Genomic DNA, 16,406 nt, shown 5'->3' with positions numbered 1-16,406 from the left:
AGTCGTATTTCAGCGCTAGTTTTAAGCCATTCACCCGGTGCGACATCTCATCACCCGACCTTAAGTTGTGGAGACTTGCATGATGAATAGCGCGAACGAATGGCAAACCGCGCTTCCCGAGTTTTTGCTGGAAGCCGAAATGCTGCTGGCCAAGTCCGAGGAATGCCTGAACCACCTGCATTTGATCCGCAATGACAGCGACGCCATCGACTGCATGAAAACCAGCTTGGCCAAACTGGCAGAAAAAGCCGATGGCCTGGCCTTGCAGGCGATCAGCGAGTTCTCCCGGCATATTCAATACCTGATCGCCAATGCCGTGAGCCCGGTGCAACTGCATGACCAGGCCCTGGAGGCGTTGCACGACTGCCTGAGGTTACTGGCTTGGCAACTGGAGCTGATTGACATCCGTACCGGGGAACTGGGCCTGGATGACAGTGAGCAAACTTCGCTGATTGCCACGGTGACCTCGCAGATTCCGCAAAAAGACTACGGCCATCAGCAGCGTCTACAGCAGAGGTCTTAAACCAAGGAGAGGTCGTATTTAATACCCGTGTTATCTAAAAGCGACCGTTTAAGCCAAAGATGAAACACTTCTAGAGACTGAAGAAATATCAATTAGCCAGCACCTTAAAAATTGTACAAATCAGTCTAACTAATACAACTCAAGAGCGCTGGCCTGACCGTCAGGGCATTGACGTGGTTAATATATCGAGGGAGGAATATGCCAGGCGACCAACGGTAATAGTGGTGGTACCATGCCTCGCTCGAAATGAAGCAACTTCATTATGGATAACCACGAACCGGCACCGCACTCTCGACAGAGCCTAGTCAACCGCCGTGACCGGTCTTCGCGCAGTGAACCCTCATTGGCTCCATCCGCTATGTACGCCAGCCTCAAGTCACTCATCGCAAGGTTCGTGTCCCGCCGCCATGCGCGCCCCCTCATCCTTGCCCTGTGCCTGTGCTCACTGCTGGTCAGCCTGTGGGTTTACCTGCAAGGCACACCGCTGCCGTTAGTGATTGTGTTGCTCAACCTGGTTACGCTTGCAGTGGTCGCCCTGCACCAGTGGCGCTCGCGCAAAGCCATCAAGTTCCAGCCCCAGGAACTGGCCGACCGCCTGCTGCAAGTCCAGGAAAACGAACGCCACCGCCTCAGCCGCGAGCTGCACGATGACATCGGCCAATTGCTGACCGCCGCCAAGTTGCAAAGCGAATGGTTGCAGCGTCGACTGCCCCAAGACCTGCAAATTCATTGCTCGGTGCTCTGCAACACGCTCAATGAAACCCTGGCCAAGGTGCGCGACGTGTCCGCCATTCTCAACCCTCGCCAACTGGCAAGCCTGGGGCTGGAAGCCAGCCTGCGCGCGCACCTGCTCAAGGCCCTGGAAAATACCCAGGTGTGCTGGAGCCTGGAGTGCCAGCAACGCCTCACCGGCATTCCCGAAGAAATGGCCGTGGCGGCCTTTCGCATCACCCAGGAAGCGGTCACCAACATGCTGCGCCATGCGAAGGCACACAACCTGCTGGTGCGCCTGCAACGCTTGCCGGAAGGGCTGTCCCTGACGATATGCGATGACGGTCAGGGCTTCGCACCTGCCGCCGACCCCGGCAAGGAAGGCCAACGGGGTATGGCCGGCATGTGCGAACGGGCCCACCAGTTGGGCGGCACCGTGTCCGTCAGCAGCCAGCCGGGCAACGGCACACGCATCCACGCACTTTTCCCCTGGGCCCCCCGCGCCCTCGAACGGGCCAGTGCCCATAAGGTTCTCCGGTGACCTGCAATCTGCTCCTGGTCGATGACCATGCCTTGATCCGCGCCGGCGTGCGCGCGCTGATCCTGGATATCCCCGGCTACGCCGTTGTTGGCGAGGCCAGCGACGGCGCGCAACTGCTTGAGAAATTCTGCGCCCTGCAGCCCGACATTGTGCTGCTGGACCTGTCGATGAAACACACCGGGGGCCTGGATGCCTTGCAGCAACTCAAGCGCGCCTACCCCAAGTGCAAAGTGCTGATCCTGTCGATGCACACCGATCCCGAGATGATCATGCGCGCCCTGGAGTCTGGTGCCCACGGCTACCTGCTCAAGGACACCACCGCCAACGAGCTGGAACATGCCCTGCTGGCCCTGCGTAACAACGAACGCTACCTGAGCCCCGCCATCGCCCACACAGTGATCAACCAGGCGCTGATCCGTAGCCAGGCCCCCAGTGCGCCTGTCGCCCACAGCCACAGCCTGACGGCGCGGCAACTGGAAATCCTGCGCTTGATCGTGCGCGGCAAATCCACCCGGGAAATTGCCCACGGCCTGGGCCTGAGCATCAAGACTGTCGAAGCCCACCGCTCGCAGATCATGAAGCGCTTGCAGATTTTTGACGTGGCGGGCCTGGTGTTATTTGCCGTGCGTGAGCAGATCATCAGCCTGGACGACTAACGGCGAACCCAGCGGCAAGTGCACGCGCAGGGCCTTGGGCAGCGCCTCGAAGTGCAGGTCGTCGCCTTCCAGCGGCTCGCCGTCGAGGTTGATGTACAAGCCTTGTGCGACCTTGATCTTCACCCAGGGCAGGCGTGCGCGCACGAACATGGTGTCCAGGCCCCAGCCGTTGTTCATCAACTCACGCAACGTGCCGACCACCTCCTGAGGCGCCGGCAGGATGCTGACATCCAACAGCCCGTCATCAGCCAATGCACCGGGGCACAGCACATGCCCGCCACCGGCCTGGCGACCGTTACCGATGCCCAGCGCGAGCAACTCGCCTTTCCAGTGGAAATCCGGGCCTTCCAATTCACCGTAGGCGGCTTTCAATTCACTGAAGCGGGTTAAACCGGTGAACAGGTACGCGGCACCGCCCAAGACCTTCTTCAGGTCTTCGGACGTGTTGGCCGTGACCTGGCTGCCAAAACCACCGGTGGCCATGTTCAGGAAGATTTGCCCACCGACCTGGCCCAGGTCGATCGCCCTGGGCTGTACGTCCAGCAAGGCCAGGGCGCCAGCCGGCTCCAACGGCACGCCGGCGGCCTTGGCGAAATCATTGGCGGTGCCCAGGGGCATCAGCACCAGGCTGGCGTCGGTGTTGGCATGGGCCATGGCTTCGGCCACATCGCGCAAGGTGCCGTCGCCACCGCCGGCAATGATATGGGTGTACCCCTCGGCCAGGGCTTCATTGACCAGTCGCCGGGCATCACCGCCCTCCCAGGTCACCCGCACCGCCAACTCCCCACCCTGCTCACGCCGCGACAGCACAGCAGCGCGCACATCCTCGTTGAGGGCTTGTTTGCCGTGGAGGATCAACAGGGCTTTGGGGGCGGTCATTTGGGAGAATCTCCTGGGTCAAGGTGCTTGAAGGATGTTGACCTTTGGGGAACAGGAAAAGTCTGTGGCTGGAGAAAATTGATTGAGGTATGCAGATCAAAATGTGGGCTGTCAGGCAGATAGATGTCGGCTGGCAGGCCGTCATCGCAGGCAAGCCAGCTCCCACAGTTGGATCGTTGGGCGCAAGGTAGAGAAGCGTCGGCTGCCAGGCCGCTATCGAGAATCAGCCCTTGTGCAACTTACTCATCAACTGCGCCTCAGCCTGGGTCAGCCCACATGACTGGGTCAGCTCATCCACCGTCGCCCCCATGCCGACCAGCTTGGCCGCCTGGGCAAACGACAGGTTCGACGGATCACGCTGCTCCAACTGCACCAACCTGTCGGGCAACGGCGCGAGAATCGCGCGCAGTTCATGCACTTCATCCCCAACCCGCACCGCACTTTGCTGGAAGTGATCAACACGCTTGACCAGTTCCAGAATGCGCCGGTCGCGCACCGCATCGCGCTCGGCCTGTTGCAAGGCAGACTCCCGCTGCTGGCGCATATAGCGCAGCACAAACGCCAAGGTCCCGGCCCACAACAGGGCCAGGACAATCACCGCTGCCTCAAGGAACAATCAGATGCTCTCCAGTTCCGACCATTCTTCTTCGCTCATCATCTTGTCCAGCTCAACCAGAATCAGCAGTTCGCCGTTCTTGTTGCACACGCCCTGGATGAACTTGGCCGACTCTTCGTTACCCACGTTCGGTGCGGTTTCCACTTCCGATTGGCGCAGGTAAACCACCTCGGCCACGCTGTCGACCAGGATGCCAACCACTTGCTTGTCGGCTTCGATGATCACGATACGGGTGTTGTCGCTGACTTCAACCGTGTCCAGGCCGAACCGCTGACGGGTGTCGATCACCGTCACCACGTTGCCGCGCAGGTTGATGATGCCCAGCACGTAGCTTGGCGCGCCTGGAACCGGGGCGATCTCGGTGTAGCGCAACACTTCCTGCACGCGCATCACGTTGATGCCGTAGGTTTCGTTGTCCAGCTTGAAGGTCACCCATTGCAGGATCGGATCATCCAAACCTTGTGCGGACGCTGACTTGTTCATTCATCTGACCCCTTCAAATGCCGCTATCGACGGCGTGTGTGCACGTAGGCCGCGCAACCGCACGGCCCTTATTGTTCAATCAACTGCGTTTGTTCTGTGGCATTGCCTTCACCGCACCACTGGCGATCAACTCGGCCAGTTCGGCGACATCCAGCAACGCGCACATGTGTTCGATCACAGTGCCCGCCAGCCACGGCCGCTGGCCGCGGTGGCTGCGCCATTTGATTTCATTCGGGTCCAGGCGCAGCGAGCGGCTGACTTGATGCACCGCCAGCCCCCACTCGTAGCCCTGCACCGAGATCACGTATTGCAGGCCCTGGCGAAAATCATCGCGGTAGCGGTCGGGCATCACCCAACGCGCCGTATCCAGCACCTTGAGGTTGCCGGCCTGGCTGGGCAGGATGCCGAGGAACCACTCCGGCTGCCCGAACAGCGGCGTCAGCTCCTGGCCTTCCAGGGAATAGATCGAGCCCAGGCACACCAGCGGCACCGCCAGGGTCAACCCGGCGACGTCGAACAGCAGGCACTCGAACGGCTCGGCAGCCCATGAGGGGCGACCGTCGCCCGTCATCGGCGGCGGCGTGATGCTGGGCGGCAGGTGCACGTCCACCAGCGGTTCGACCACCGGGGGCGCCACCACCGCCGGGGCGCTTGGCACCACCACCTGCGCATCCCGTGCCTGTTCTTCCATCACCGCCTGCTGGAATTCATCCAGCGGGCTTTCGGGTTCGACAGCAGGCTCAAGTACCAGAATCGGTTCTGGCAGTTCCTCGGCCGTCGCATCCTGCAGCAAGGCATCCAGGTAGGATTCCAGAGCCAGTTGCGGGCGGGTCTTGAATTCGACAGGACGGTTCATCACGCCACCTGCGCCACAAGCTGTTGCGACAGCAGGTGCTTGAGCAACGCACGGTAGGCCAGCACGCCACGGCTCTTGCCGTCGAACTGCGACGGTGTGAGCCCGGCACGGCTGGCGTCACGCAGGCGCGTGTCCACCGGGATGTAGCCATTCCAGATGGTGTCCGGGTAGGCATCGCGCAATACGCGCAAGGTGCCGAGGGACGCCTGGGTGCGACGGTCGAACAAGGTCGGCACGATACTGAACGGCAGCGCCTGCTTGCGCGAACGGTTGATCATCGCCAGGGTGCTGACCATACGCTCCAGGCCCTTGACCGCCAGGTGCTCGGTCTGCACCGGGATCACCAATTGCTGGCTGGCCGCCAACGCATTGACCATCAGCACGCCGAGCAACGGCGGGCTGTCGATGATCGCGTAATCGAAGTCCTGCCACAGCTGCGCCAGGGTCTTGGCGATCACCAGGCCCAGGCCGCTCTGGCCTGGCGACTGGCGCTCCAGGGTGGCCAGGGCAGTGCTCGACGGCAGCAGGGAAATGCTTTCGTTGCTGGTGGGCAACAGCAGTTGCCCAGGCAGATCCGCCGGCACGCTGCCCTTGTGCAAAAACAGGTCATAGCAGCTGTGTTCCAGCGCATCCGGGTCGTAGCCGAAATAGCTGGTCATGGAACCGTGGGGGTCCAGGTCGACCACGACCACACGCTTGCCCGCTTCGGCCAGCAAACCGGCCAAGGCGATGGAAGTGGTGGTCTTGCCGACTCCACCCTTTTGATTGGCAACTGCCCAGACTCTCATTCGGTTGGTTCCTCCCGGCGGGCACAGGCGCGACCGAGACATTGCATACGGTTATTGAGCCAGCGACGGAGAATTGACGTTACTCGGTCGGACCGGCGGCTTGACAACGGGCGGTGCAGTTTGTGTGCCAGCACGCTTCAACGCCGCATCCGGGGTGGCATTGGCAGTGCCAGTACCGGTCAGGCTGCGACGCACATCCAGGTTGCGCGAGACCACCAGCACCACCCGGCGGTTACGGGCGCGGCCTTCCACCGTGGCGTTATTGGCCACCGGCTGGAATTCACCATAGCCCACCGACGCCAGGCGCTGGGGGTTCACGCCCTGCATGGCCAACATGCGCACGATGCTCGACGCGCGGGCCGAGGACAGTTCCCAGTTGGTCGGGTACTGCGCGGTGCTGATGGGGAAATTGTCGGTGAAGCCTTCCACGTGGATCGGGTTTTCAAACGGTTTGAGGATCGCCGCCACCTTGTCGATGATCGTGAACGCCTGGTCACTGGGCAACGCATCGGCACTGGCGAACAACAGACTGGAGTTCAGCTCGATCTCCACCCACAACTCATTGCCGCGCACGGTCATCTGGTTGGAGCTGATCAGGTCGCCAAAGGCGGCACTGATATCGTCGGCGATACTTTTGAGCGGGTCGCTGGTGCCTTGGATGCCGGCGGCGGTTTCATCACTGTCATTGACCAGGGGCTTGGCCGGGGTCACCGTCTTGGGCCGCTCTTCGCCGATGGGGATCGGCTTGATCGCCCGCTCGGCATCGTTGAACACGCCGACCAGCGCCTGGGAAATGATCTTGTACTTGCCTTCGTTGATCGACGAGATCGAGTACATCACCACGAAAAACGCGAACAGCAAGGTGATGAAGTCCGCGTAGGACACCAGCCAGCGTTCGTGGTTGACGTGCTCTTCAGGCTCGCGACGGCGACGGCTCACAGGCAAATACCTCCCTGACCGCTATTGGCCGCTTTATTGTGGCGAGCGAGCTTGCTCGCGCTGGGGCGCGAAGCGGCCCCCATCCAGGCAACGCGTTTGTTCAGACAGATTGCGGTACCTGGTTTTGGGGCTGCTTCGCAGCCCAGCGCGAGCAAGCTCGCTCGCCACATAAAGCTCACTGGCCACAGGTCAATGTGCATACCCATCAATCCATGAAGCCCTGAAGCTTCAATTCGATGGAGCGCGGGTTTTCGCCCTCGGCAATCGACAGGATGCCTTCGAGCAACATTTCGCGATAACGCGACTGGCGCATGGCAATCGACTTGAGCTTGCTGGCCACCGGCAGCAACACCAGGTTGGCACTGGCCACGCCGTAGATGGTCGCGACAAATGCCACGGCAATGCCGCTGCCCAGTTGCGAAGGGTCGGCCAGGTTGCCCATCACGTGGATCAGGCCCATCACCGCGCCGATGATGCCAATGGTCGGCGCATAGCCGCCCATGCTTTCAAAGACTTTGGCCGCATTGATGTCACGGCTTTCCTGGGTGTAGAAATCCACTTCGAGGATGCTGCGGATCGCTTCCGGTTCGGCGCCATCGACCAACAGTTGCAGGCCTTTGCGCGCGTAGCTGTCAGGCTCGGCATCGGCCACGCCTTCCAGGCCCAGCAGGCCTTCCTTGCGGGCGGTGAGGCTCCAATTGACCACACGGTCGATACCGCCTGCCAGGTCGACCCGTGGCGGAAAAATGATCCACACCAGAATCTGCATGGCACGCTTGAATGAGCTCAGGGGCGACTGCAACAACGCCGCGCCCACGGTGCCACCGATCACGATCAGCGCTGCCGGGCCGTTGGCCAAGGCGCCGAGGTGGCCGCCTTCCAGGTAGTTGCCACCAATGATGGCGACAAACGCCATGGTGATGCCGATCAGGCTCAACACATCCATCAGAGGCAGGCCTCCACCAGGTGCTTGCCGATGTCGTCCAGGCTGTAGACCGCATCGGCCAGGTCAGCCTTGACGATGGCCATGGGCATGCCATAGATCACGCAACTGGCTTCATCCTGGGCCCAGATGGCGCTACCGCCCTGTTTGAGCAGGCGCGCACCTTCACGGCCATCGGCGCCCATACCGGTGAGCACCACCGCCAGAACTTTGTCGCCATAGGACTTGGCCGCCGAACCGAAGGTGATGTCCACACACGGCTTGTAGTTCAGGCGCTCATCGCCCGGCAGGATTTTGATCGCGCCACGCCCGTCCACCATCATCTGCTTGCCGCCCGGCGCCAGCAGTGCCAGGCCAGGACGCAGAACGTCGCCATCCTCGGCTTCCTTGACGGTGATACGGCACAGCTTGTCCAGGCGCTCGGCGAAGGCTTTGGTGAACGCCGCCGGCATGTGTTGCACCAGCACAATCGGCGCCGGGAAGTTGGCCGGCAGTTGAGTCAATACCCGCTGCAAGGCCACCGGGCCGCCGGTAGAGGTGCCGATGGCGACCAGCTTGTAAGCCTTGCGCTTGGGCGCGGGCGAATGCGCACTCGGCGCTGCGGCGGCACGTACCGGCGCTACCGCAGGCCGGGCCACGGGCGCAGGCGCCGGGCGCGCAAACGACGAGGTCGGCGCCGCTGCTGCGGGCGCAGGCGTGGCAGCTGGCGCGGGCGTGCTGAACAAGCTGCGACGGTTACTGCGGGAAATGCTGTGCACCTTCTCGCACAGCATCTGCTTGACCTTGTCAGGGTTGCGCGAGATGTCTTCGAAATTCTTCGGCAAAAAGTCCACCGCGCCGGCATCCAAAGCGTCGAGGGTCACCCGCGCGCCTTCGTGAGTCAGCGAGGAAAACATCAATACCGGTGTAGGGCAGCGTTGCATGATGTGGCGCACGGCCGTGATGCCATCCATCATCGGCATCTCGTAGTCCATGGTGATCACGTCCGGCTTCAAGGCAATGGCTTGATCGATCGCCTCTTTGCCGTTGGTGGCCGTGCCGACCACCTGGATCGTTGGATCAGCGGAAAGAATTTCCGAGACGCGGCGGCGGAAGAAACCCGAATCGTCCACCACCAGGACCTTGACTGCCATAAACACTCCGTTAGGCGGGGCGGGCATGACCGCCCTGCCCCACCAAAATCAAATACGCCGTGCGGCGTAACGCTTGAGCATGCTCGGAACATCGAGAATCAGTGCGATGCGACCGTCACCGGTAATGGTTGCGCCCGACATGCCTGGGGTTCCCTGCAGCATCTTGCCCAAAGGCTTGATCACCACTTCTTCCTGGCCCACCAGTTGGTCGACCACAAAGCCGATGCGCTGGGTGCCCACGGACAGAATCACCACATGGCCTTCGCGCTGTTCTTCATGGGCGGCCGAGGCCACCAGCCAGCGCTTGAGGTAGAACAGCGGCAACGCTTTGTCGCGCACGATCACCACTTCCTGGCCGTCCACCACGTTGGTGCGCGACAGGTCGAGGTGGAAGATCTCGTTGACGTTGACCAGCGGGAAGGCGAACGCCTGGTTGCCCAGCATCACCATCAGGGTCGGCATGATCGCCAGGGTCAACGGCACCTTGATGACGATCTTGGAGCCCTGGCCCTTGGTCGAGTAGATATTGATCGAGCCGTTGAGCTGGCTGATCTTGGTCTTCACCACGTCCATGCCCACGCCACGCCCGGACACGTCGGAGATCTCGGTCTTGGTCGAAAACCCCGGGGCAAAGATCAGGTTGTAGCACTCGGTATCGGTGAGGCGGTCGGCGGCGTCCTTGTCCATCACGCCGCGCTTGACCGCGATATTGCGCAAGATGGTCGGGTCCATGCCTTTGCCGTCATCGGTGATCGACAGCAGGATGTGGTCGCCCTCTTGCTCCGCCGCCAAAATCACTTTGCCGTTGCGGGACTTGCCCGCAGCTTCGCGTTCTTCCGGAGTTTCTACGCCGTGGTCGACCGCGTTGCGCACCAAGTGGACCAGCGGGTCGGCCAGGGCCTCGACGAGGTTTTTGTCGAGGTCGGTTTCTTCGCCCACCAGCTCCAGGTTGATTTCTTTCTTGAGCTGGCGCGCCAGGTCGCGAACCAGGCGCGGGAAACGGCCGAAGACTTTCTTGATCGGCTGCATCCGCGTTTTCATCACCGCGGTTTGCAGGTCGGCGGTGACCACGTCGAGGTTCGACACGGCCTTCTGCATGGCTTCGTCGCCACTGTTCAGGCCCAGGCGCACCAGGCGGTTACGCACCAGCACCAGTTCGCCCACCATGTTCATGATGTCGTCCAGGCGCGCGGTATCCACGCGCACGGTGGTTTCGGCTTCGCTGGCAGGTTTTTCCGCTGCCGCTGGGGCCGCTGCACGCGCAGGGGCCGGGGCGGCGGCAGGTGCTGGCTTGGCAGCCGGCGCAGGTTTGGCAGCAACCGGTGCCGCAGTGGCAGCGGCTGGTGCTGTAACCTGGGCGGCAGCGGCCGGGGCCACTTCGCTGAACTTGCCTTTGCCGTGCAACTCGTCGAGCAGAGCTTCGAATTCGTGATCGGAGATCAGCCCATCATCGGCAGGTGCTGCGCTGGCCGCAGGCGCAGCGGCGGCAGTGGCCGCCACCTCAGGCAGGGCTTCAGCCACAAAGGTGCCTTTGCCATGCAGTTGGTCGAGCAGTGCCTCGAACTCGTCGTCGGTGATGTCGGTGCTGGCGTTGGCAGCGGGTGCTTCTGGCGCAGCGGCAGGCGGGGCCACGGCATCTGCTGCGAACTGGCCTTTGCCGTGCAACTGGTCGAGCAACGACTCGAATTCGGCGTCGGTAATGTCTTCACTGCTCGGCGTCGCGGCAGGCTGCACCGGCGCTTCAGCTTCGGCCTTGACCGCGCTGAGGGAGTTGAGCAGTTGTTCGAACTCGCTGTCGGTCACGTCCGGCTCGGCTTGCGCCACCGGCTCCGGCGCAGCCTCGACCACCGGCACAGCCGCGGTGTCGGCAGGTTCGGCCAGGCGCGCCAGGGCGGCCAGCAGTTCCGGGGTGGCAGCGGTGATCGGTGCACGTTCACGCACCTGGCTGAACATGCCGTTGACCGCATCCAGTGCTTCGAGAATCACGTCCATCAATTCCGAGTCGACGTGACGCTCACCCTTGCGCAGGATGTCGAAGACGTTCTCGGCGATGTGGCAGCACTCCACCAGCTCATGGAGCTGGAGGAAGCCGGCGCCCCCTTTTACAGTGTGAAAACCGCGAAAAATTGCATTGAGCAGGTTCGCATCATCCGGTCGGCTTTCCAGCTCGACCAGTTGTTCGGACAGTTGCTCTAGAATTTCGCCGGCCTCTACAAGGAAATCCTGAAGGATTTCTTCATCGGCGCCGAAGCTCATGTGGGTGCTCCTTAGAAGCCTAAACTGGATAACAGGTCATCTACGTCATCCTGACCTGACACAACGTCTTCACGTTTATCGGCATGAATCTGCGGACCTTCACCCTTGGCGAGATGTTTTTGTGGATCTTTTTCCGAGAGGATCGCTTCGCGGTCATGTTCGATGCCGGCAAAACGATCGACCTGGCCGGCCATCAGCACCAATTTGAGCAAGTTGCTTTCCACTTCGGTGACCAACTGGGTCACGCGCTTGATCACCTGACCGGTGAGGTCCTGGTAATCCTGGGCCAGCAGGATGTCGTTGAGGTTGCTGGCCACCGTGCGGTTTTCCTGTTCGCTGCGCGACAGGAACCCGTCGACGCGACGCGCCAATTCACGAAACTCTTCAGCGCCCACTTCGCGGCGCATGAAGCGGCCCCAGTCCTGGCTCAAGGCCTGGGCTTCGGTGGCCATGCCGTTGACCAGGGGCGTGGCGTTTTCCACCAGGTCCATGGTGCGGTTGGCCGCTGCCTCAGTCAGCCTGACCACATAGGACAGACGTTCAGTGGCATCAGTGATCTGGGAAATTTCTTCGGCCTGGGGCATGCGCGGGTCAATCTGGAAATTGACGATTGCGCTGTGCAGCTCGCGTGTGAGCTTGCCCACTTCCTGGTACAGGCCGCGGTCACGGGTCTGGTTAAGCTCATGGATCAACTGCACCGCATCGGCGAACTGGCCTTTTTCCAGGCTGTCGACCAACTGGTGAGCATGTTTTTTCAGGGTCGACTCAAAGTCGCCCTGTGACGTTTCGTTATGCTCCATAGCTCCCCCGCGATGGCATTAGCCGTGGATGCGTTCGAAGATTTTCTCGATCTTCTCTTTCAAGGCCAGTGCCGTGAATGGCTTGACCACGTAACCGTTGACCCCGGCTTGGGCGGCTTCGATGATCTGTTCGCGCTTGGCTTCGGCGGTCACCATCAGCACAGGCAGGCTGCGCAGTTTTTCATCGGCGCGCACATGGCGCAGCAGGTCGATACCGGTCATGCCCGGCATGTTCCAGTCGGTCACCAGAAAGTCGATGCTCCCGCTGTTGAGGATCGGAATGGCCGTCAGGCCGTCATCCGCCTCGACCGTGTTGGTGAACCCAAGGTCACGCAACAGGTTTTTTATGATCCGCCGCATCGTTGAGAAGTCATCAACGATGAGGATTTTCATGTTCTTGTCCAATTCGACCTCCAAGCAGTCTTAAACGCGCCCAGCACCTGGACGCGCCATTTCAATCAACAGGCGTTACACAAAAAGGACTGCCCAGGGCACCACGGCACATAGCCGCGAAACCTTGCGATCTCACGGCAGCGTCTGCAGTGCCCCCACACTGCCTGTCAGCGCGCGCGCCACTCGGCCAATCGGCCCCGCAAGCGGGCTGCGCACTGGCTATGCAACTGGCTGACACGCGATTCGCTGACCCCCAGGACCTCACCGATTTCCTTGAGGTTAAGCTCTTCGTCGTAGTACAGCGCCAGCACCAGCCGCTCACGCTCTGGCAAATTGGCGATTGCATCGGCCAACGCGCCCTGGAAGCGTTCATCTTCCAGGTCGCGCGACGGCTCCGTATGCGCGCTCGCGCCGTCCTCGTGCAGCCCTTCGTGTTCGCCGTCCTGTAAAAGGTCGTCGAAACTGAACAGGCGGCTGCCCAAGGTATCGTTCAAAATCCCGTAGTAATCGTCGAGACTCAATTGGAGTTCGGCCGCAACTTCATGATCTTTAGCGTCACGACCGGTTTTTGCTTCAATTGCACGAATTGCATCGCTGACCATGCGCGTATTGCGGTGTACCGAACGCGGCGCCCAATCGCCTTTACGCACTTCATCGAGCATCGCGCCACGGATACGGATACCCGCATACGTTTCGAAACTGGCACCCTTGCTGGCGTCGTATTTGGTCGAGACTTCAAGCAGGCCGATCATGCCGGCCTGGATCAAGTCTTCGACCTGCACACTCGCAGGCAGGCGCGCCAACAGGTGATAGGCAATGCGCTTGACCAACGGCGCATAGCGCTCGATCAATTCGCCCTGGCTGTCACGTGCCGACTTTTTGTAAAGGTTGTAGCCGCTGGATGTCATAGCACCGGTCCTGCGCTCGTCTGATGCACCAAACGCTCGACGAAAAACTCCAGATGCCCCCGCGGGTTGGCGGGCAACGGCCAGGTATCGACCTTCTGGGCAATGGCCTTGAACGCCAGTGCGCATTTCGAACGAGGGAACGCTTCGTAGACCGCACGCTGCTTTTGCACGGCCTTGCGCACACACTCGTCATAGGGAACTGCGCCGACGTATTGTAAGGCCACATCGAGGAAGCGATCCGTGACCTTGGTCAACTTGGCGAACAGGTTGCGCCCTTCCTGCGGGCTCTGGGCCATGTTGGCCAACACGCGAAAGCGGTTCATGCCGTAGTCACGGTTAAGCAGTTTGATCAGCGCGTAGGCATCGGTGATCGAGGTGGGCTCGTCGCACACCACCAACAGCACTTCCTGCGCTGCGCGTACAAAGCTGACCACCGACTCGCCGATCCCGGCGGCGGTGTCGATCACCAGCACGTCGAGGTTGTCGCCGATGTCGCTGAACGCCTGGATCAGCCCGGCATGCTGCGCGGGGCTCAGGTGCACCATGCTCTGGGTGCCCGAGGCCGCCGGCACGATGCGAATGCCTCCGGGGCCCTGGAGCAGCACGTCGCGCAGCTCACAACGGCCTTCGATCACATCGGCCAGGGTATGTTTGGGTGTCAGCCCCAGCAGAACGTCCACGTTCGCCAAGCCCAGGTCAGCATCCAGCAGCATGACGCGACGGCCAAGCTCTGCCAGGGCCAGGGACAAATTCACTGACACGTTAGTTTTCCCGACGCCACCTTTGCCGCCGGTCACCGCGATCACCTGTACGGGATGCATGCTGCCCATTTTATTTCTTTACCTTGTCTTGCTTAGACGCAGGCTACATGGCTTGGCCGCGTGAATCGCTTGCAGACCATCGATGTAGGTACATTTCACGGTGTTCATCCTGCCTCAACCCACCCGTTTAGCCGGGTGGTGGTAAAGGTCGGCGAACATATCGGCCATCGCTTCCTCGCTAGGCTCGTCTTGCATTTGCACACTCACGGCACGGCTGACCAACTGATGACGGCGCGGCAGATGCAGATCATCCGGGATCCGCGGCCCGTCGGTGAGGTAGGCAACCGGTAATTCATGGCTGATGGCCAGGCTCAACACCTCGCCCAGGCTCGCGGTTTCATCGAGCTTGGTGAGGATGCAACCGGCCAGGCCGCAACGCTTGTAACTGTGATAAGCAGCGGTAAGAACCTGTTTCTGGCTGGTGGTTGCAAGCACCAGGTAATTTTTTGACTTGATGCCTCGCCCGGCCAGGCTTTCGAGCTGCATGCGCAGCGCCGGATCACTGGCTTGCAGGCCGGCGGTATCGATCAGCACCACGCGCTTGCGCAGCAACGGGTCGAGGGCATTGGCCAGGGACTGGCCCGGGTCGACATGGGTTACCGGCACGTTGAGGATGCGGCCCAGGGTCTTGAGCTGCTCCTGAGCGCCGATACGGTAACTGTCCATGCTCACCAGGGCGATATTCTGCGCGCCGTATTTAAGCACGTAACGGGCCGCAAGCTTTGCCAGGGTGGTGGTCTTGCCCATGCCGGCGGGGCCGACCATGGCGATTACACCGCCCTCTTCCAGGGGTTCGATTTCCGGCGTGGCAATCATGCGCGCCAAGTGCGCCAGCAGCATGCGCCAGGCCTGGCGCGGCTCTTCGACTTCAGCGGTCAAGGCCAGCAGGTCGCGGGACAACGGGCCGGACAGGCCGATGCGTTGCAGGCGACGCCAGAGGTTGGCTTGCTGCGGCTTGCTGCCTTGCAGTTGGGTCCAGGCCAGCGAGCCGAGCTGCACTTCGAGCAATTCACGCAGGCCGTTGAGTTCAAAACGCATCGAGTCAATCACGCGCTGGTCAACTGCGGCAGCCGGGGCAGGCGCTGCAGGACGCGGCGGTTCGACAAAGGTGGGTTCAACCAGCGGCTCGGCGGCGGTCAGCGGCAGGCCGGCAAACAACTGGCGATTGGTGCTGGCGTCGCTGTCACCGCGCATGCTCAGTTCAGCCTGGGCCGACACAATGCGCGAGGCGGTCTTGCGCAGCTCGTCTTCGAGCTCCATGTTCGGCACGCGCGGGGCCAGCGCCTGAGGCGTGTAATCCAGGGCAGCCGTCAGCTCGACACCGCCGGCAATCCGACGGTTACCGATAATCGCGGCATCGGCGCCCAGCTCATCACGGACCAGTTTCATGGCCTGACGCATATCGGCGGCGAAAAAACGCTTAACTTGCATAACCCACTACCTCAGCCATTGGGCCCAACTGTCGCGACAATAGTCACTTGCTTATTGTCAGGAATTTCCTGGTAAGCCAACACGTGCAAATTCGGTACAGCCAGGCGTCCGAACCGCGACAACATCGCGCGAACCGGGCCGGCCACCAGCAGGATCACCGGGTTGCCCTGCATTTCCTGGCGCTGTGCGGCGTCGATCAACGAACGCTGCAGCTTTTCAGCCATGCTTGGCTCCAGTAAAACGCCCTCTTCCTGGCCTTGCCCTGCCTTCTGAATACTATTGAGCAATATTTGTTCCAACCTGGGCTCCAGGGTGATCACAGGCAGCTCCGACTCAGTCCCTACAATGCTTTGCACGATTGCGCGGGACACGCCGACACGCACCGCCGCCACCAGAGCGGCAGTATCTTGACTCTTGGCGGCATTGTTGGCGATGGCCTCGGCAATGCTGCGAATGTCGCGCACGGGCACCTGTTCGGCCAACAGCGCTTGCAACACCTTGAGCAACTGCGACAGTGACAGCACGCCAGGCACCAGCTCTTCGGCCAGTTTTGGCGACGATTTGGCCAGCAAGCCCATCAATTGCTGGACTTCCTCGTGGCCGATCAACTCGTGGGAGTGCTTGTAGAGAATCTGGTTGAGGTGCGTGGCGACCACGGTGCTGGCATCCACCACGGTGTAACCGAGGGACTGCGCCTGGCTGCGCTGGCTGACTTCGATCCACACCGCT

18 protein-coding genes are annotated in these 16,406 nt (G+C 61.3%); 3 read left to right on the top strand and 15 right to left on the bottom strand.

The window, feature by feature from the left end:
* The first annotated feature begins 79 nt into the window (after positions 1-79).
* The 3 genes from APH41_RS17755 to APH41_RS17745 all read left to right on the top strand — a co-directional run bounded on the left by APH41_RS17755 (position 80) and on the right by APH41_RS17745 (position 2,431).
* Complete coding sequence (locus APH41_RS17755) at positions 80-523, top strand: hypothetical protein (protein WP_169918712.1); 444 nt, start codon at positions 80-82, stop codon at positions 521-523.
* 358 nt (positions 524-881) lie between these two features.
* Positions 882-1,775 (top strand): sensor histidine kinase, encoded by an 894-nt coding sequence (locus tag APH41_RS17750; protein ID WP_054920411.1) that lies wholly within the window; start codon positions 882-884, stop codon positions 1,773-1,775.
* Positions 1,772-2,431, top strand: coding sequence for a response regulator transcription factor (locus APH41_RS17745; protein WP_054920408.1), 660 nt, complete (start codon positions 1,772-1,774; stop codon positions 2,429-2,431). Before APH41_RS17750 ends, APH41_RS17745 begins: the two co-directional genes overlap by 4 nt.
* Here the strand turns inward: APH41_RS17745 and yegS are convergent.
* The 15 genes from yegS to APH41_RS17670 all read right to left on the bottom strand — a co-directional run.
* On the bottom strand, positions 2,390-3,310 hold the full coding sequence (gene yegS, locus APH41_RS17740; protein WP_054920405.1) for a lipid kinase YegS: 921 nt from the start codon (positions 3,308-3,310) through the stop codon (positions 2,390-2,392). The genes APH41_RS17745 and yegS overlap by 42 nt on opposite strands.
* Before the next feature lie 223 nt (positions 3,311-3,533).
* Positions 3,534-3,926, bottom strand: a complete 393-nt coding sequence (locus APH41_RS17735) for a DUF2802 domain-containing protein (protein WP_054896355.1) — start codon at positions 3,924-3,926, stop codon at positions 3,534-3,536.
* Positions 3,927-4,409, bottom strand: coding sequence for a chemotaxis protein CheW (locus APH41_RS17730; RefSeq protein WP_003192896.1), 483 nt, complete (start codon positions 4,407-4,409; stop codon positions 3,927-3,929). It abuts the gene before it with no gap.
* Between the two features lie 79 nt (positions 4,410-4,488).
* Positions 4,489-5,265 carry a CheW domain-containing protein gene (locus APH41_RS17725; protein ID WP_054920403.1) on the bottom strand — a complete coding sequence of 259 codons (777 nt, stop codon included), beginning with the start codon at positions 5,263-5,265 and terminating at the stop codon, positions 4,489-4,491.
* Positions 5,265-6,053 (bottom strand): ParA family protein, encoded by a 789-nt coding sequence (locus APH41_RS17720; RefSeq protein WP_014719332.1) that lies wholly within the window; start codon positions 6,051-6,053, stop codon positions 5,265-5,267. Before APH41_RS17720 ends, APH41_RS17725 begins: the two co-directional genes overlap by 1 nt.
* A 51-nt stretch (positions 6,054-6,104) precedes the next feature.
* On the bottom strand, positions 6,105-6,992 hold the full coding sequence (motD, locus tag APH41_RS17715; protein WP_054920400.1) for a flagellar motor protein MotD: 888 nt from the start codon (positions 6,990-6,992) through the stop codon (positions 6,105-6,107).
* 205 nt (positions 6,993-7,197) lie between these two features.
* Complete coding sequence (locus APH41_RS17710; protein ID WP_003192902.1) at positions 7,198-7,938, bottom strand: flagellar motor protein; 741 nt, start codon at positions 7,936-7,938, stop codon at positions 7,198-7,200.
* Positions 7,938-9,068 carry a chemotaxis response regulator protein-glutamate methylesterase gene (locus tag APH41_RS17705; protein WP_054920397.1) on the bottom strand — a complete coding sequence of 377 codons (1,131 nt, stop codon included), beginning with the start codon at positions 9,066-9,068 and terminating at the stop codon, positions 7,938-7,940. Before APH41_RS17705 ends, APH41_RS17710 begins: the two co-directional genes overlap by 1 nt.
* A gap of 48 nt (positions 9,069-9,116) precedes the next feature.
* Positions 9,117-11,324, bottom strand: a complete 2,208-nt coding sequence (locus APH41_RS17700; RefSeq protein WP_054920395.1) for a chemotaxis protein CheA — start codon at positions 11,322-11,324, stop codon at positions 9,117-9,119.
* Positions 11,325-11,335: 11 nt separating this feature from the next.
* Positions 11,336-12,124: a protein phosphatase CheZ gene (locus APH41_RS17695; protein ID WP_003192906.1), complete on the bottom strand. Its 789-nt coding sequence runs from the start codon at positions 12,122-12,124 to the stop codon at positions 11,336-11,338.
* Between the two features lie 18 nt (positions 12,125-12,142).
* Entirely contained in the window at positions 12,143-12,517 is a 375-nt protein-coding gene (locus tag APH41_RS17690; RefSeq protein WP_003192908.1) for a chemotaxis response regulator CheY, read from the bottom strand.
* 167 nt (positions 12,518-12,684) lie between these two features.
* Positions 12,685-13,425, bottom strand: a complete 741-nt coding sequence (gene fliA / locus APH41_RS17685; RefSeq protein ID WP_003192909.1) for an RNA polymerase sigma factor FliA — start codon at positions 13,423-13,425, stop codon at positions 12,685-12,687.
* Positions 13,422-14,255, bottom strand: coding sequence for a flagellar synthesis regulator FleN (gene fleN, locus APH41_RS17680; RefSeq protein ID WP_003192912.1), 834 nt, complete (start codon positions 14,253-14,255; stop codon positions 13,422-13,424). Before fleN ends, fliA begins: the two co-directional genes overlap by 4 nt.
* 105 nt (positions 14,256-14,360) lie before the next feature.
* Positions 14,361-15,677 (bottom strand): flagellar biosynthesis protein FlhF, encoded by a 1,317-nt coding sequence (gene flhF, locus APH41_RS17675; RefSeq protein WP_003192914.1) that lies wholly within the window; start codon positions 15,675-15,677, stop codon positions 14,361-14,363.
* 11 nt (positions 15,678-15,688) lie between these two features.
* Positions 15,689-16,406: FHIPEP family type III secretion protein (locus APH41_RS17670; RefSeq protein ID WP_177333577.1), on the bottom strand; the 718-nt coding region annotated here is incomplete at its 5' end.

Source organism: Pseudomonas sp. NBRC 111138 (assembly GCF_001320835.1).
Lineage (GTDB): Bacteria > Pseudomonadota > Gammaproteobacteria > Pseudomonadales > Pseudomonadaceae > Aquipseudomonas > Aquipseudomonas paracarnis.
This window is presented reverse-complemented; position numbering and strand designations above follow the sequence as displayed.

Excerpts from the sequence above, each read along its gene's own strand:
- APH41_RS17755 (WP_169918712.1), top strand. The coding sequence starts at position 80 with ATGATGAATAGCGCGAACGAATGGCAAACCGCGCTTCCCGAGTTTTTG.
- APH41_RS17750 (WP_054920411.1), top strand. The coding sequence starts at position 882 with ATGTACGCCAGCCTCAAGTCACTCATCGCAAGGTTCGTGTCCCGCCGC.
- yegS (WP_054920405.1), bottom strand. The coding sequence starts at position 3,310 with ATGACCGCCCCCAAAGCCCTGTTGATCCTCCACGGCAAACAAGCCCTC.
- APH41_RS17730 (WP_003192896.1), bottom strand. The coding sequence starts at position 4,409 with ATGAACAAGTCAGCGTCCGCACAAGGTTTGGATGATCCGATCCTGCAA.
- APH41_RS17725 (WP_054920403.1), bottom strand. The coding sequence starts at position 5,265 with ATGAACCGTCCTGTCGAATTCAAGACCCGCCCGCAACTGGCTCTGGAA.
- APH41_RS17720 (WP_014719332.1), bottom strand. The coding sequence starts at position 6,053 with ATGAGAGTCTGGGCAGTTGCCAATCAAAAGGGTGGAGTCGGCAAGACC.
- APH41_RS17710 (WP_003192902.1), bottom strand. The coding sequence starts at position 7,938 with ATGGATGTGTTGAGCCTGATCGGCATCACCATGGCGTTTGTCGCCATC.
- APH41_RS17705 (WP_054920397.1), bottom strand. The coding sequence starts at position 9,068 with ATGGCAGTCAAGGTCCTGGTGGTGGACGATTCGGGTTTCTTCCGCCGC.
- APH41_RS17700 (WP_054920395.1), bottom strand. The coding sequence starts at position 11,324 with ATGAGCTTCGGCGCCGATGAAGAAATCCTTCAGGATTTCCTTGTAGAG.
- APH41_RS17695 (WP_003192906.1), bottom strand. The coding sequence starts at position 12,124 with ATGGAGCATAACGAAACGTCACAGGGCGACTTTGAGTCGACCCTGAAA.
- APH41_RS17690 (WP_003192908.1), bottom strand. The coding sequence starts at position 12,517 with ATGAAAATCCTCATCGTTGATGACTTCTCAACGATGCGGCGGATCATA.
- fliA (WP_003192909.1), bottom strand. The coding sequence starts at position 13,425 with ATGACATCCAGCGGCTACAACCTTTACAAAAAGTCGGCACGTGACAGC.
- fleN (WP_003192912.1), bottom strand. The coding sequence starts at position 14,255 with ATGGGCAGCATGCATCCCGTACAGGTGATCGCGGTGACCGGCGGCAAA.
- flhF (WP_003192914.1), bottom strand. The coding sequence starts at position 15,677 with ATGCAAGTTAAGCGTTTTTTCGCCGCCGATATGCGTCAGGCCATGAAA.